The following is a 16,008-nucleotide window of genomic DNA, read 5'->3' as shown; positions in this document are numbered from 1 at the left end:
CTCAGACCCAGCCCGCAAGGCGCCCTTGGGAGATCACCGGCAGGTGCGGCGGACGACCTCCGCTGCACCTGTCCGCCCTGACAACGCGGGAGTAAGCTCACTCCATGACTGCCGCCGTCAGCATTTCGGGGCTCGTGAAATCCTTCGGGCGGTTCACGGCCTTGGACGGACTGGATCTCGAGGTCCGCGAAGGCGAGGTCCTTGGCTTTCTGGGGCCGAACGGCGCAGGCAAATCGACGACGCTCCGCATACTCCTTGGGCTCCTCAGGGCCGACTCAGGCGCTGTGAAGGTTCTTGGTGCCGACCCCTGGCGAGATGTCGTCCCATTGCACAAGCGCATCGCCTATGTCCCGGGGGATGTCAGCATCTGGCCCAGCCTGACCGGAGGCGAAGCGATCGATCTTCTCGGCAGACTGCGGGGCGGTTTGGATGAAAAGCGCCGCGAAGATCTCTTGGAGGCCCTTGAGTTGGATCCTTCCAAGCGTGGGCACACCTATTCGAAGGGCAACCGGCAAAAAGTGGCCATTGTGGCGGCCTTGTCCTCCAACGCCGAACTGTTGATCCTGGATGAGCCGACCGCCGGATTGGATCCACTCATGGAAGCTACCTTCCGGGAGGAAATCCAACGGGAACGGACCTTGGGACGTACGGTGTTGCTCTCCAGCCATATCCTCGCCGAGGTGGAAGCCTTGGCCGACCGCATCAGCATCATCCGCAAAGGCAAGGTCGTGGAAACGAACAGCCTTGAGGAGATGCGCAGCCGGACCCGCACCAACGTCTCGGCGACGCTCGATGACGGCGCCGGGACGCTGACCGCGCTGCCTGGAGTCACGGATCTGAGGATCGAGGGGAAGCGCGTGCATTTCAGCGTGGACGCAGAAACCCTTGGGGACGCGATGAGCGTTCTTGCCCGCCACGGCATGTCCGCGCTGACTGTCACGCCGCCAAGCCTTGAGGACCTGTTCCTCCAGCACTATGGCGAACAACATGATCCTCCCCGGGACGACGACGAGCAACGGCTGAACCCCTCTTTCTCGCTCAGGCGGGGCCGCAGGCGCACGCCATGAACCACGCGTTCACGGGGACGCTGCCCCTACTGCGGCACGCGATCCGCTTGGACCGTTGGAAGTTGCTGCCCTGGTTTCTGGCCTTCGGGATCATCCCGGTAGTTGTCTACGCGGTGTACGGATCCCTCTTCCCTTCGCGCTTGGACGCCTTGGCCCTCCAATCGAGCCTCTCCACCAATCCGGCATTCTCCTTGCTCCTGGGCCCCGCCACGGATCTCAGCAACGCGATCGGCTTCACCACGTGGCGCATCCAGATGTTCGGCATGTTTTTCGCCGCCCTCATGGCGATTCTCTCCGTGACCCGTCACACCCGGGCAGCCGAAGACTCCGGACAAGCCGAGCTTCTGGACTCCGGAGTCGTTGGCAGGCACGCAAGGCTGACATCGGCCGTCCTGTTCGCCTGGCTGGCTTCTGCCGCACTGACCGTGTTGGTGGGGGCGGCGTTGGCGATGGCCGGAGCGCCCACCACGTCGGCCTACGCGCTGGGGGGCGTCATGGGAGGCGCCGGCGTGGCCTTCGCAGGCGTCGGAGCGGTGACCGCGCAGTTGGGCTCCGTGGCGCGTACGGCCAACACCCTTGCAGGTACGGTGCTCGGCGTCAGCTACCTTGTGCGTGGACTAGGTGACACGCTCCAAGATTCCAACTGGCTTCTCTGGGCCAGTCCGCTGGGCTGGGCTGAACACATCCGCCCGGCGTCGGAAAACAATGCCGGGCCGTTGCTGCTCTTGGTAAGCGCCGGCGGCATACTGGCGGTTCTTGCCGCGTGGTTGTCTTCGCGGCGGGATTTTGGTCTCGGGCTGATCCCCACCAGGCCCGGTCCGGCTCGGGGACGCACAGGAATCTGGGGCCTGACCTCGCGGCTGAACCGCCTGCCGTTGTGGACGTGGGGGGTGAACCTGTTGATTCTAGGCACTGTGTTCGGCCTGGTTACGGGCACCCTCAGCAGCGCCTTTGCCGGCAACCCCTTCGTCAGGCAATTGATCGCCTTCCGCATCACCACCGAGGAGCAACTGACCTACGGATTCGTCGAAGTCCTCCTGCTGATACTGGGGATCATCGGTGCGACGATGGGCCTACAGCTCGCCCTTCGTTTCTATGCGGAAGAAGAGGAGCGCAGGGCCGAGTGGGTATTGTCGGCACCGCTGTCACGGTTGCGCCACGTCATGCCGACGGCGGCGCTTTCCATCCTTGCTCCCGCGGCGGGGATGGTGGTCTGCTCCCTTGCTTTGGCCACCGCGTCGAACGTCTCCGGTTCTCCGCTCGACGCAGGCAAGGTGGTGCTGCAGGGCACTGCCGAGCTTCCCGCCATATGGCTCGCCGTAGGAGCGGCCCTTGCCCTCATCGGGATTGCCCCGCAATTGCGATCGCTGGCCTGGCTGCTCCTGGTCTATTGGCTGCTAATCACGTTCTTCGGGCCGATATTGAAGTTCCCGGAGTGGCTGATGGACACGAGCCCCTTCCACGTGGTGCCACACGTTTTCTCCCCCGGAACGGACTGGGGGTCAACCTGGTGGACCTTGGCGATTGCCGCCGTCCTGGCTTCCGCCGGCCTGGTTGGTTACCGCCGTCGGGATCTGGTGTGCACCTAGGCGAGCCCACCTCAACCTCCCACCAGTTTTCCGGATCCGCACCCCGGAATCCCTGCGTCGGCGGCGTCACCGGCGGTCAAAAGCGGCAGGAAGTCGAGGCCCTTTTACGCCTCCCCCAGCGACTTTACAAATCCTGTAATCTCCTTTCCTTTTTGACTAGCCAAGACAGGGTGGCATCCCCCATGCTTGCTCCATGTACTCAGCGTCGAGCCCATACCGCATCATCACCGTATGCACGGGAAACATCTGCCGCTCACCCATGGCGCAACTGATGTTGACTGAAGCGTTCGACGCCGGAGGGCTGGGTGGAGCGGTTGTTGTGGACTCCGCGGGAACCACGTCCTACGAAGCCGGGCACCCCATCGATCCACGCGCAGCCCGGGTCTTGTCGGCACACCGCATCCGCTCCGAGGGTCACATTGCCAGGATCTGGCGCCCGGAGTGGTTCCGGGAACGGGACCTGATTTTGGCCCTCGACGTGGATCACTATGGCTGGCTGCACGAGGCCGCCCCGGATTCGGAAACACTCGCCAAGATCCGGATGCTTCGTAGTTTCGACCCAGCCGTTGTTGGCCGGAGCACCCTGGACCTTGGCGTCGAGGATCCTTGGTATGGGGGCCACCACGACTTCGACGTGACCTGGGACCTCATTCGCGCGGCCGTCCCTGGCATCGTCGCGCACACGCGGGAAGCCCTTGCCGCGAGGCAGCACGCACAGCAGCACGACCCGCAGCAGGTACGCTCTATTTCATGACCCCAGCACCTGTGATCATTGCCATCGATGGCCGGTCCGGCGCGGGAAAGACTACTCTCGCCGTCGAACTCGCCGCCCGCCTACGCATGCATCACAAGGTGTCGTTGTTCCATCTTGAGGACATCTATCCGGGCTGGAACGGCCTTGCCGCGGGCGTCGAGCGGTACGTCACCACCGTCCTGGCACCGCTGCGGCACGGCGACGCCGCCGAGTGGGTCAGTTGGGATTGGGACAAACACTACGACGGCCGCAGCCATGTGACGCTGCCTGCCGAAATCGTCATCGTCGAGGGCGTCGGTGCCGCCGCGAGTGCGGCCCGGCCCATGCTGGACGCCGTGGTCTGGGTAGACGCTCCCGACGACGACCGCCGGCACCGTGCAATGGCCCGGGACGGCAGCAGCTACGAACCGTTCTGGGACAGCTGGGCGGCGCAGGAGGACGAGTGGCTCGAGTCCGACGACGTCCTCGACCACATCGACGTCCGGGTGCTGAACCGGGCGGACGGCGAGGCCCCTGATGACGCCCTGCAGGCGCTGAACTACCTCCCTACGCTCTCCCCTGTGCTGGCTCCCGAGCTCTCGGCGCGCCGCGGATTGCAGCTCAAGGCCGAACGGATCGATGCCGCGCCGGACGCCGTTGCCCTGTTCCACGCTCTCTACGCCGAGTCCGCCAACGCCGTCTGGCTCGATTCCTCCAACACGTCCTCCAACAGGGACACAGCCGGCGACGCCGTTTCCTTCAACGCCGCCGAACGCAGCCGCTTCAGTATCCTCGCGGACAACGGCGGCTCCTTCGGCCAAGCCGTAACGCACAGCTCCGGAACCACCCACCTCAGCGCCGGATGCGCCACCGTGGAGACCACCGGTCCTTTCTTCCGCTGGCTGGACACCGTGTGGGGCCGCAAGGCCTTGAGGGCGCCGGAAGGCTACGACTGCGAATTCACGCTCGGCTGGTTGGGCTATCTCGGCTATGAATTGAAGCGGGAGACCGGTGGCAGCGATGTCCAAGCCGGCACTCCGGATGCGGCGTTGCTTTTCGCGGGCCGGGCCGTCGTGATCGACCACCGTGACGGTGCCGTCTGGCTGCTCGCCATCGATGCTCCCGACGCCGGCGAATGGCTTGGGATTGCGCGCGAGGCCGTGCTGTCCGCGGCCTCGGCACCCCAAGCGGCGGGCGCGCCGAGGCACTCGGCCGGGGATCCCGCCGCCGGGAGCCGTACAGTGGCACTCGAGTTCTCCAGCCGCGACACCGAGGACGACTACAAAAGCAAAATCACTGAAGCCCAGCACCAGATCGCCGAGGGCAACACGTACGAGGTCTGCCTGACCACCACAGTGACGGCTCCGGATCCCGGGATGGACCCGTGGGAGATCTACCTCGCGCTGCGCAAACGCAACCCGGCGCCGTTCGCGAGCTATTTGCGGTTCGGCGATATGACGGTCGCGAGTACTTCGCCGGAGCGCTTCCTTCGGATAACTTCCGACGGCGGCATGCGGGCCGAGCCGATCAAGGGCACGAGGGGCCGGGCCAACGATCCCGCCATTGACGAGGCCCTGCGGCGTGCCCTTGAATCCTCGCTCAAGGACCGTGCCGAGAACATCATGATCGTGGACCTGCTCCGCAACGACCTCAGCCATTTCGCGGTGCCCGGGTCAGTGACCGTCAGCCGGTTGTGCGAGGTGGAAAGCTATGCCACGGTGCACCAGATGGTGAGCACCATCGACGCCCGGCTGCGCCCCGGAGCACCCCGGGCGGAGGCCGTGGCGGCCGCGTTCCCTGCCGGGTCCATGACGGGCGCCCCGAAGATCAGCACCATGGACATCCTTGACGGTTTGGAGTCCGGACCGCGCGGGGTCTACTCCGGCGCGATCGGGTACTTTTCGCTCAACGCGGCGACGGACCTCGCCGTCGTGATCCGGACTCTGGTGATGGGTCGCGACGGCGACGGCGGACGCACGCTCAGCCTCGGCGTCGGAGGTGCCATTACGGCGGATTCGACGCCCCAGGACGAATATGACGAAATCCGTACCAAGGCGTTCGGCGTGCTCTCGGCCCTGGGCGCGGAGTTTCCCACTACCTGAGAATCAGTCGTGCTCCTCAGTGCGGGCGCGGACTGTCCGGGGATCGTTGCGGGTGATCGTGTAGTAGATCAGGCTGGCCAGGATCGCCCCCACGAACCATGAATACGGACCCAGGCCCGAGCCTCCCGGGAGGAAGTTCTGCAGTGCCGGGACCAGCGCCAAAACGCCTGCGACGACGGCGGCCGGGACCAGCGCCGCAATGGCCTTGAGGTTCCAGCCCTTGGTGTAGAAGTAGAGGCCTTTCTCGTCCTCGTGGTACAGGTCCGAGACCTTGCACCGCTGGTGCCGGATGCGGAAGAAATCCGTGAAGATGACCCCGAACAGCGGACCGAGCAGCGCGCCCAGACCACCCAGGAAGTACACGATCACCACGGGACTGCTGAAGAGGTTCCAAGGCAGGATCACGATCGCGAGCACCGCGCTGATAAGTCCGCCACGGCGGAAGTCGATCCGGTGCGGGGCCACGTTGGCGAGGTCGTAGGAGGCCGAAACGAAGTTGGCCACCACGTTGATGCCGATCGTGGCCACCACAAACGTGACGGCGGCGATGATGGTGATCCACGGATTCTTGATCGCCTGGACGATCGCCACCGGATCGGTGATGACCTTGAACATGTCCTGGCCACGGTACTGGTCTGCGGTGAAGTAGGACGCCGCACCGGCTGTGACCACCACTGTGACAAGGGCAAACGCGATGAAGTTCACGGGCAGGCCCCAGAAGTTGCCGCGCAGGATGGTCTTGCGGTCCGGTGCGAACCTGGAGAAATCGCAGAAGTTCAGGAGCAGCGCGGCGAAGTAGGTGACTGTGAGGGCGATGGCGGAGAAGAACTGGGCCAGGGCCGCCGGGCCGTCCAAAGGCGCGACGCCGGGGATCGAGAGGCTGAACTTGTTGCCCGCTTGCGTCAGGATGTAGACCGCGAGCGCGAACATTGCCACCCAGATGGCAGGACCGGCCCAGTCCTGGAACTTCCGGACCGTCTCCATGCCGCGCCGGATGACCAGCAGCTGGACCGCCCAAAGGACCAGGAACGCCGCCCAGCCGAGCGGCGTCAAGCCAAGGATGCGCGGCACGTCCGGACCGTCGAGCGAAGTCAGCTGGGGCCACACAGAAAACAGCAGAACGAGCACGGCTTCAGAAGCAAGCCAGGTCTGGATGCCGTACCACGCGATGGCGATAAGTGCCCGGATCAGGGCGGCCAGGTTGGCACCGAAGAGGCCGAAAGACATCCGCGCCAGGACCGGATACGGTACGCCGGTCTTCTGCCCTGCCGTCCCGGCAAAGTTCATGAGGAAATAAACCAGGGTAATGCCGAGGACCAGGGCCAGGAAGACTTGCCAGCCGACCAGGCCGGTGATGAAGAGACCGGCCGCAAAAGTGTAACCGGCGATGCTGTGGACGTCGCACATCCACAGGGCGAAGAGGCTGCGGACTCTCCAGTTGCGTTCCCGGGCCGGTGCGAGGTCCGCATTCCACAGCCTGTCGCTGACCAATCGGCCCTCGGCGAGGATTCGGACTTTCTCAGGGTATTCGTCTCCGGGCTCAGGCGGTGCCTGCACAGCCGGGGACTCGTTTTTCCGCGCCATGATGCCTCCAAAGAACGCTTCCAAACATGCTTGGACTTACAGAATCGCCCCATTGCTCCTGGATGGAAAGCCCCTTGGGATCGCTGGAACGCCGTCACGTTAGCATTGGTCCAACCATGTCTTACTAGGAGGATGCATGCCGTACATCGTTGACTTCGAGAACGTTTCTACCGTTGGCCTGGAATCGTCTCCAGTTGCCGAGGCGCTTGCCGGGTTGCGCGCCAACGAGGGCCGCTACTACCGGAACAAATACGACCACGTCTTCACGGTGAGCCCGGCCCGCGAGGTCCCCGAAGTCGTCGAGCGCGTGAGGCGCATCCTGAAAGAGGAGCGTGACATCGTCATCAGCTCCCGCCCCCTGGAAGCAACTGCCTTCGACGTCGACGGCTTGCGGATGGCGTACGTCTTCTACGAGTCCGGGTTGTCGATCAACGTCATGTACAGCATCGAGGCCGGCGGGAAGCGAGCGGTCGGATTCAAACTCGCCGACGGCATGGAGATCCCGGAAGAACTGGCGTCACGCTTCAAATTCGCTCGCCAGAAGTCGAAGCTGGCAGGCGTCATTCGCGGCTCTTTCTTCGTGATCAAAGGCGAGTACTGACCCTGCTCACGGCATCCAAGTAGACAACACTCTACTTAGGAAGCCTACTGATTATGTACCGTGGCAACCATCCTATTCACTACTGCCCGGATCGGTGCGGGGAATGACCGGCCGGGCGGTTGAGGCAAGGCTGTACCGGTTATCCCCGGGAAGGTCGTGCCGCCATAAAAATTGGGGTTTACAAATGAAAAAAATGCTCGCACCGCTCGGGATTCTCTTTGCTGCCGTACTGGCTTTGACCGCCTGCGGAGGTCCCGCAAATCCGGGAAGCGCAGCCGCTTCGTCCTCGACGCCAACGCCTACTCCAACACCGACTCCTACGCCGAAGACGTACACAAACGAGGAACTCGCATCGATCGTCGCGCAGTTGAAAGATGACCAGGGCAAGCCGTTGACCGTGGTGCCTGCTGCGCAGATAGACCAGGGCATGAGCGCGGCGAAGCAGATGCTCGCGTCCGCCGTCATCACTCCCCCGGCATGCGCAGCCCTGGCGAACAACAGCGCGCAGGTCCCGGAGGGGGCGACGTATGCCGCTGGGCAGAGCATTTCGGCCGCGGATAAGTCCGTCACAGTGATCACTGCCCTGGCGGTGAAGGACCCCAGCGTGCTGACCGGTCAGACAAAGAAGGCCACTGATGCGCTGGCTCAGTGTTCGACCTTCACGATCGAGGTAGGAGGGCAGAAGGTCACGACCCAGACCCAGCCGTTGCCGCAAAAGACCACCGGCGATCAGTCGACGGGAGCGTTGAGCACCCAGGTCCTGCCCTCCGGCCAGAAGATGACCACACTGACCGTGACCGGCGTGAAAGGCAATCTCGGGGCCACGGCGATTAAGATGGGCACCGCTGTCACTGCCGACTCCGCGGCGGACCTCGTCAAACTCGTCAACGCCGTCCTCGACTAGCAGTCGGCGTAAGCGGTCAACTTATGCGCCGAGATTCAACATTTCGACATAGCGGTCGATCATCATGTGTTGGCCCTTGATCTGGGAGATCAGCTCCGGGCTGGCGATCTCACCGTCGGGCAGTTGGCCCGAACCGCCGGAGGGCCCCAGGGGAAGGATGATGACCGGCTTCGACGGCGCGTAAGCGGACAGTTCCGCCGTGCCCTCAATCTGGGCTTGGATGTTCTTGGCAACCACCACGGCCTCGCGTCCCGCGACGCCGGCTTTGTTCACGTCGATCGCCGAAATGTCGCCCAAGGCGTAGACGTTCTCGAAGCCCGCGACGCGGAGTTCGGGGGTGACGTCCAGGTAGCCCTCGGCAGTCCGTGCGGCCAGGAGGTCTCCCGCCACATAGTCCGTCTGCGGGGCTATTCCATAGCAGCGGAACCAAATGTCCGCCTGGATGTCCGTACCGTCCGCGGTGTTCACGGTAAAGGTGGCGAATTCGCCCGCGGGAACGGGCGGCAACTGGACCAACGGATTCCCCAGGATCCGCCGTACGCCGAGTTCATCCAGCTGCCGGTTGACCTCAATCCGCAGCCGTGGATCGTACGGCCCCGGCAGGATGTCCGGCGCCACATCCACCATCACGATGTCCTTCTCCGGCCATGCCGCCGCGATCTCGCCGGCAAATTCAAGGCCTACAGCCCCGGCTCCCAGCAGCATCACCCTGTCGGCGCGTTTGAGGTCATCATGTGCGGCCAGGTAGCGGGCGATCGCGTCGGAAGTGACCATTCGATCGCTCTTGGCCGGGAACGGGTAGCTGGAACCGCTTGCGAGGACCATGTAGTCCGGTGCCAGGCTGGCACCCGAGGCCAACTCGACCGTGTGCCCGTCCACCCGGACCGCGCGGTCCCGGAGTACCGTGCCGTGCACCAGCAGGCGGTCATAGGGAAGGAACATCCGCGGCAGGAAATCGGGCTGGACTACCGATCGGAGGGCCGCGATGTTGTGTACGAAAGCGTCCTTGGGCTCCACCAAGGTAACCGTCGCGTGTTCGTCCAGGGCCTTTGCTACGGAGATCCCACCGTAGCCTCCACCGATAACCACCACAGTGGGGTGCGGAGCCTGATCATTCATGGCAACTCCTTAGGTAGAAAGCTCACGCTGCTCGGCTCGTGCCGCTCAGATCGTTTATGAAAGACAACGATTGCCGGTGATCAATAATTTCCTCAGTGATAAGATTTTGCTGATGAGTTCTTCGGCAGCGGGAAAGCAACTGGGGTTCCTCTTGGCGCGCCACGGGCGCATCATGAATACGCGCCTCCGCCAAGCCCTCGACTCCTCCGGGCTCAGCCCGAGGCACGCCGTGTTGCTGTGCCGGCTAGAGGAGTCCGGGCCGCTCAGCCAGCAGGGCCTGATCGATGCTCTCTCCATCGACGCGAGCGGACTGGTAGCGGTCCTGAACGACCTCGAACGCGAAGGGCTGGCGGAACGACGCCGCGATCCCGCCGACCGTCGTCGTCATATCGTTGAAATCACCGCGGAAGGCAAGCGCGCGGTGGCGTCGATTGAAGTTGCGGTGGCCGACGTCGAGCAGGAGGCCTTTGCGGGGTTCTCCGCCGATGAGCTCCAGCAACTCCATCGGTTGCTGTCGAGGGTCCATGCCGAACCCGCGGACGAGGCCTGCGCCGAGGACTGAGTCCCTACTGCAGGGTCGCCGTCAGCCGCGCCACGTTGTCCACATATTTGGCAAGCATCGGCCGGTGCAACCAGCCCTGCAGGGTCAGCTCGCGGCACATTTCCCGGTAACTCGATTCAACGGAGCGCATGCTGTCCACAGCTTCGGCGCCCAGGAGCATCACGGACACCTCCATGTTGAGCGAGAAGGAGCGCATGTCCATATTGCTGGAGCCTAGGACGGCCACTTCTTCGTCGATGGTGAAGTGCTTGGCGTGCAGGACGTACGGCGCGCGGTACAGGTAGATCCGCACCCCGGCTTCCAGCAGCGCCTCGTAGTAGGAGCGCTGGGCATGGTGGACCAGGAACTGGTCGCCCTTCTCGGAGACGAAAAGTTCCACGTCGACGCCACGCTGGGCCGCCGTCGTAATGGCGTACAGCAGGGAATCGTCGGGCACGAAGTACGGGCTGCAAATTGAGATGCGGTGCTGGGCCGAGTAAATCAGTGTATTGAACAGGCGCAGGTTGTTTTCCGTGACGAACCCCGGGCCGCTGGGAACCACTTGGGCCGTCATTCGGCCGGGTGTTGCCTGGACCGCGACCTGCAGTTGGTTTTCCAGGGATTCATCGGTTTCGCTGAGCCAGTCGGTAGCGAAGACGACGTTGAGGGTAGCAACGATCGGCCCCTCCATCCGCGCCATGAGTTCCACCCATTTACGCCCGGCGCGCCGGTGCTTGGGGTTGTTGTAAGAGGGCTCGATCAGGTTCTGCGAGCCCGTGAAGGCAATTTCGCCGTCGATCACCAGGATTTTACGGTGGTTCCGCAAATCCGGACGGCGCCACTGTCCGTGGATGGGCAGCAGCGGCAACATGCGGCGCCACTGGATCTGGCCGCTGCTGAGCCTACGGACCAGCCTCCGGTAGCCGGGGATCCGCAGCGTGCCGATGTGATCGAACAGAAGGCGGACGCTGACGCCGCGCGCTGCCGCGTTTTCCAACTCGGTGAGGAGCTCGTCCGTGACGGAGTCACTGCTCATGATGTAGAACTCCGCATTGACGAACTTCTTGGCCCCCCGGACCGCTTCCGCCATGGCCTTGATCGACTCCTCGTAGCCGGGGAACAGCTCCACGGAGTTACCGTCCACCATCGGCAAGGAACCCAGGCGCCGGTTCAGTTCACCGGCCGACGTCACCCATTCGGGTCCCGAGTATGTGCTTACGACGTCGGCGAGCGCCGAAGTGCCTGCACGCACCCGATCGTTGACTTGCTCCTGCTGCTCCCGACGACGGCGGGACAAGCGGAAATTGCCGAACAACAGGAACAGGACGAAACCGACGGACGGAACGAGGAAGACGGCGAGGAGCCACGCCATGGCCGTCGTGGGGCGGCGGTTTCCGGGGATGACGCCCAGCAGCACGACGCGCAAGACGATCTCAACGATGGCCCACGCGCCGAGGAGCCAAGTCCACTCTGTCCCGAACTGAAAAGGAAACAGCACCCCACACCCCCACGATCGAATAGCTAATCAAAGAACCAACAGTCAGCCCAGCCTATCTGGCGCAACGCTCCCGACTGCTCGTCCTGTGGGCCAGCACTAAGCTGGAAGCATGACTTTACCTGCCTCGACGGTCCTCGTTTTCCTGGATCCAAAGTTCGAAAACGGCCGCGTCGCCGATTCCAACCAGCCGCAGCTCATGGCAACCGACCTGGGCGCCACCCGGGGTGACGGCGTCTTCGAGTCGCTGCTCGCCGTCGAGGGCCGTGCTCGCAAGGTGCAAGCGCACCTGAACAGGCTTGAGAGCTCAGCCCGCGCACTGGACCTCAACATTCCCGAACAGGACGTCTGGCGCCGCGCGATCGACACCGCGATCACCGAATTCCGGGACGCCTTCCCCGCGCCAAGCCCAGCCGAGGACGAAGTCGTCGTGAAGCTTCTGGTGACGCGCGGAGTGGAAGGCGCCTCGACTCCCACATGCTGGATCCAGGCTTCGCCGTCCCCCGCGGGCAGCCGCCGGCAGCGCGAGACGGGCATCGACGTCGTACTTCTTGACCGTGGCTTCGACACTGAAGCGGGCGACCGCGCCCCCTGGCTGCTGCTCGGCGCCAAGACGCTCTCCTACGCCGTGAACATGGCCGCGCTGCGCTACGCGCACAAGCAAGGCGCGGACGACGCCATCTTCACCTCAACAGACGGCCGTGTTCTGGAGGGCCCGACGTCCACGGTGTTGCTGGCCCACGTTGAAACCGTCGACGACGGCGCCGGCTCGGTACGCACGGTCAAGCGCCTCATCACTCCGCAACTGGACAGCGGGATCCTCCCGGGCACGTCCCAGGACGCGCTGTTCACCAAGGCGAAGGCCGCGGGCTGGGAGCTCGGCTACGGGCCCCTGGTCCCGGAAGACCTGTTCGACGCCGATGCTGTGTGGCTGATCTCGAGCATCCGGCTCATTGCGCCGGTCAACCATGTGGACGGCAGGGAGATCGGTACCCCGGCAATGCGCAAACAGCTGACGGCCGAGCTCAACGAGCTGTTCGCGGGGATCGAGTAGGGCTTTCGACCCCTGAGAAACGATGAGCGGAGGCTAGTCCTCCGCAGCAGGCAGCGGCAGGGGGCGTGCGTCAGAGATGCAGTCTGCCGCTACGCCCCCTGCCGGTTCAAGGGTGCGGACGCCGGCAGGGCCGGCGTCCGCGTGCGTTCAATCTCAGTTGTAGGTAATGGTGGTTGCGTTTGTAGTCGCCGACCAGGTGATGTGTCCTCCTTGGAAGTTCTGCGCTCTTCCGCCCGAAACCGCGTACTCGGTGGTGGTCGGGTAACCAAGGCGACCGTTCTCCCAACCCTGGGAAGCGTAGGCTACGCGAATGGCTCCGCCGTTGGGGAAGGCACCGGTGGCTGGGGACCAGTAGATGACTCCACCTTGGAAGTTCTGGTAAACGCCGCCATTCTTCAGCCCGCTGGTCTCATTGCTGCTCGGATAGCCGAGGAACCCGTTCTCCCAATTCTGGGCCGCCCACGCCGCATCAATGGCGCCCCTGGTGATATGGGCTCCCGTTGCAGCAGACCAGTGGATCACGCCGCCCTGGAACGTCTGGTAGGCGCCGCCGTTCTTAAGCCCGCCGATCTCATTGCTGGTCGGATAGCCGAGGAACCCGTTCTCCCAATTCTGGGCCGCCCACGCCGCATCAATGGCGCCCCTGGTGAAATGGGCTCCCGTTGCAGCAGACCAGTGGATCACGCCGCCCTGGAACGTCTGGTAGACGCCCCCGTTCTTAAGCCCGCCAATCTCATTGCTGGTCGGATAGCCCAGAATACCGTTCTCCCAATTCGTTGCAGCCCAAGCCGCGTCGATGGCGCCCTTCGTGACGTGTGCCCCGGTCGCGGTTGACCAGTGCACCACGCCGCCCTGGAAGTACTGGTAGCAGCCGCCTGCGGCCAGGCCACAAACCATTGCTCCGGTGGCGGTGCCGATACTCGGAGGCCCAGCAGCCGCAGCCGCAATTGCGGCATCGGCCCCCGCGCCTGTGTCTGTGAGCGTGTAATCGTCCGTCACCAGAGTCCCGTTAGCTTTCAGGTTCAGCCCCATACTGATGGCCGTCGCACCAGCGGGCACAGCCTTAGTTGTCCACGTAATCTGGGTCCAGTTACCAGCGGCAAGGACTTGGGGACCGGCGTCCCAATAGCTCCACGTGCCCAATCCCGTGCGGTAATACACCTCAAACTGGGTTGGAGCGGTGGACTTGAACCACGCAGACATCGTGTACACGTGGCCAGGTATTGCACTTGGGGCGCATTCGCCCAGATCAAGAGTCGGTAGAAGCTTGCCGTCGCCGGTGGCATACCCGGTTATGACCATTTGCTCAGCGACATTCCCGGTATGGCCCGGAGTGACCGAGGTGAAGGTTCGCGTGTTGGTTCCGTATCCGCCAGCCGCCCAGCACTGTGGTAGCCCTGTCGCGGCAGGCCCTGCCGTTTCCAGGCTCGGGTTCTTGGCGAGGTTACCGCTAGTCTGCGGCGGCGGCGCAGCCGGGCCGTTGACGAGCGGCTGCACTGCCCCGCCGATCACCTGGTCAACGGTCTTGACGGACGCAAGCCCTGACGTCTGTTGCCCCGCTAGCCACTGTACAAACTGGGTGAAGAGGGCTGTGGTTACCGTCAAGGGGTCAGCAATGCCGGTGGTCGGATCAATGCCCGTGCCGATGTGGTGGAACGTGATCTGAACCCATCCGCCGCCAGGCTGTGCTTTCGTGACGAGGTTCTGCAGGTCCAGCAATGTCCAGGTGTTGTCCACCTCATCGGGGGCCTTAGTGAGCCACGGGTCCGCTGGCGGAATTGTCTCGGCAAATCCGAGACCTGCTGAGCCGGGCACTTTGCTTTCGAGATCGCCCAAACTGCGCGCACTATTGAAACCGCAATCTTTCACCGTCTGCTCTACCGCGGGTGTCAGCGAAGCGAACGGATAGGCGAAGCTTGTAATCCGGAAACCCATGTTGGTTAGATTCACGCGGTCATTGCAGATTTGGCGCTTGACCTCGTCCGGTCCCATCTGGGCCAGGTCCGGGTGGGTCACAGTGTGGCCACCGATCTCGTTCCCGGCCGCCTGGATTGCCAAGGCTTGGGCCTTCGTCATATAGCCGTTCGCATCCAAGTAACCGGAAGGCGTGAAGAACGTCCCTTTCAGACCAGCTCCGTTAAGAATCTGGGCAGCAGCCACTTGGTCTCCGTTGGCGTCGTCAAACGTCAAGGTGATGACCGGAGGAGTTGCCGCCTGTGCAGGCGCCGCGACGACAACGCCCACCAGGAAGCTGGCCATGACAGCCGCAACGCTGCCCGCGGCGAACCACCGGCTCATTGGCCTGATTTTCGCGGGAAGCCGCGGTGCTGGATCTGTTGAGCCCCTCATGAGGGGCTGGCGACTCGTCAATTTCATGTCTGCATCCCATAACTTGATTGCGCGACTTCGGCGTGCGCCGGATTACCCCGAATCCCCGGTCCAGCGAAGTCTCAGCCGCAGTAAATAAATCCGATGCGTCTCCGCGTGAAACGCCTTGACGCTTCGCAATCCCCACGGGATTCCGAACGATTGTGTTTTGGACAACGAAAGCCCCAATTCGGATCATATGGACCAAGGCTCAACGGGTCGCGAGTAATGGCTACTGGACTGCTTACGGGAATCGAGAATCGACACTCCCCTACTACCTACCGGAAAGTAATCGCTCTCAGCGGGACTCGAGAGCGCCCGAACCCGGCGACGAGCACCTCGTCTTTATCCCCGGCTGAGGATCTGCTCGCGCAGGATGTCTGCGTGCCCGCAGTGTTGCGCAAGCTCGCGGAGCATGTGGAGGTACACCCAGCGCAGCGGGAGCGGACCGCGTCGGTTGCCGTTGAGCATTTCGTCGAGCCCCAAGGACGATGTCGCCTGGCGCGATGCTTCGCATGCCTCGCGGTGTGCTTGCTGGATCGTGGCGATCGTGTCGCCGTCATCGAGGATAAAAGACTCATCCGGCGTCGCAGGGATACCGATCTCGGCCCGGGAACGGCACGTTATGGCTTCGTCGAACCAGACCTTCTCCACGAAGGTCGCGTGTTTCACGAGGCCAAGCAAGGTGGTCCGGTACGGCACCAACGACCGCCGGGACTGTTCTTCCGTCAACCCGTTCAAGCAGTCATGGAGCGCCCGCCGGTGCTCGTCGATAAATGCCTCGAATTGGACCCGAAAGGGCTGGTTGAAGATGTTCTCGGCAAGCGTCACGGTTGCACCTATGTTTTCCGT

The 16,008-nt window shown here is 63.5% G+C and carries 13 protein-coding genes; 8 read left to right on the top strand and 5 right to left on the bottom strand.

The annotated features are described in order from the left end of the window. Nucleotides 1-104: 104 nt before the first annotated feature. From ACSVHC_RS13055 to pabB, 4 genes are all read left to right on the top strand, one after another. Nucleotides 105-1,067 carry an ABC transporter ATP-binding protein gene (locus tag ACSVHC_RS13055; RefSeq protein WP_439180994.1) on the top strand — a complete coding sequence of 321 codons (963 nt, stop codon included), beginning with the start codon at nucleotides 105-107 and terminating at the stop codon, nucleotides 1,065-1,067. Further along, on the top strand, nucleotides 1,064-2,656 hold the full coding sequence (locus ACSVHC_RS13050; RefSeq protein ID WP_437771628.1) for an ABC transporter permease: 1,593 nt from the start codon (nucleotides 1,064-1,066) through the stop codon (nucleotides 2,654-2,656). The genes ACSVHC_RS13055 and ACSVHC_RS13050 overlap by 4 nt, the downstream gene beginning before the upstream one ends. A 193-nt stretch (nucleotides 2,657-2,849) precedes the next feature. Then, entirely contained in the window at nucleotides 2,850-3,410 is a 561-nt protein-coding gene (locus tag ACSVHC_RS13045) for a low molecular weight protein-tyrosine-phosphatase (RefSeq protein WP_437771629.1), read from the top strand. Then, the gene (gene pabB / locus ACSVHC_RS13040; RefSeq protein WP_439180993.1) at nucleotides 3,407-5,491 is read left to right on the top strand and encodes an aminodeoxychorismate synthase component I; all 2,085 of its coding nucleotides are present in this window, start codon (nucleotides 3,407-3,409) and stop codon (nucleotides 5,489-5,491) included. The genes ACSVHC_RS13045 and pabB overlap by 4 nt, the downstream gene beginning before the upstream one ends. 3 nt (nucleotides 5,492-5,494) lie before the next feature. Here the strand turns inward: pabB and ACSVHC_RS13035 are convergent, their stop codons facing one another. Further along, entirely contained in the window at nucleotides 5,495-7,075 is a 1,581-nt protein-coding gene (locus ACSVHC_RS13035) for an NCS1 family nucleobase:cation symporter-1 (RefSeq protein WP_437771631.1), read from the bottom strand. 136 nt (nucleotides 7,076-7,211) lie between these two features. Between ACSVHC_RS13035 and ACSVHC_RS13030 the strand changes: the two genes are divergently transcribed. Together ACSVHC_RS13030 and ACSVHC_RS13025 are read left to right on the top strand one after the other, a co-directional pair. After that, nucleotides 7,212-7,676, top strand: coding sequence for a phage tail protein (locus ACSVHC_RS13030; RefSeq protein WP_439180992.1), 465 nt, complete (start codon nucleotides 7,212-7,214; stop codon nucleotides 7,674-7,676). 184 nt (nucleotides 7,677-7,860) lie between these two features. Beyond that, entirely contained in the window at nucleotides 7,861-8,580 is a 720-nt protein-coding gene (locus ACSVHC_RS13025) for a hypothetical protein (RefSeq protein WP_439180991.1), read from the top strand. A 21-nt stretch (nucleotides 8,581-8,601) separates the two neighbouring features. Here ACSVHC_RS13025 and ACSVHC_RS13020 read toward each other — a convergent pair whose 3' ends face one another. Further along, nucleotides 8,602-9,699 carry an FAD-dependent oxidoreductase gene (locus ACSVHC_RS13020; protein WP_437771634.1) on the bottom strand — a complete coding sequence of 366 codons (1,098 nt, stop codon included), beginning with the start codon at nucleotides 9,697-9,699 and terminating at the stop codon, nucleotides 8,602-8,604. Nucleotides 9,700-9,811: 112 nt separating this feature from the next. Between ACSVHC_RS13020 and ACSVHC_RS13015 the strand changes: the two genes are divergently transcribed. Further along, nucleotides 9,812-10,261: a MarR family winged helix-turn-helix transcriptional regulator gene (locus tag ACSVHC_RS13015; protein WP_437771635.1), complete on the top strand. Its 450-nt coding sequence runs from the start codon at nucleotides 9,812-9,814 to the stop codon at nucleotides 10,259-10,261. A gap of 4 nt (nucleotides 10,262-10,265) precedes the next feature. Here ACSVHC_RS13015 and cls read toward each other — a convergent pair whose 3' ends face one another. Then, nucleotides 10,266-11,738, bottom strand: a complete 1,473-nt coding sequence (gene cls, locus ACSVHC_RS13010; RefSeq protein WP_437771636.1) for a cardiolipin synthase — start codon at nucleotides 11,736-11,738, stop codon at nucleotides 10,266-10,268. Nucleotides 11,739-11,847: 109 nt separating this feature from the next. Here cls and ACSVHC_RS13005 point away from each other — a divergent pair, with 109 nt between their 5' ends. Then, entirely contained in the window at nucleotides 11,848-12,789 is a 942-nt protein-coding gene (locus ACSVHC_RS13005; protein WP_437771637.1) for an aminodeoxychorismate lyase, read from the top strand. A 153-nt stretch (nucleotides 12,790-12,942) separates the two neighbouring features. On the opposite strand, the gene ACSVHC_RS13000 is transcribed toward ACSVHC_RS13005, so the two are convergent. Together ACSVHC_RS13000 and ACSVHC_RS12995 are read right to left on the bottom strand one after the other, a co-directional pair. Beyond that, nucleotides 12,943-15,087, bottom strand: a complete 2,145-nt coding sequence (locus tag ACSVHC_RS13000) for a polysaccharide deacetylase family protein (RefSeq protein ID WP_437771638.1) — start codon at nucleotides 15,085-15,087, stop codon at nucleotides 12,943-12,945. Between the two features lie 414 nt (nucleotides 15,088-15,501). Beyond that, entirely contained in the window at nucleotides 15,502-15,987 is a 486-nt protein-coding gene (locus ACSVHC_RS12995; protein WP_437771639.1) for a DinB family protein, read from the bottom strand. Nucleotides 15,988-16,008: the final 21 nt, after the last annotated feature.

This window comes from Arthrobacter sp. KNU-44 (genome assembly GCF_051843155.1).
Lineage (GTDB): Bacteria > Actinomycetota > Actinomycetes > Actinomycetales > Micrococcaceae > Arthrobacter.
Note: the sequence above shows the minus strand (reverse complement) of the source record. Positions and strands in the feature narration are given on the sequence as shown.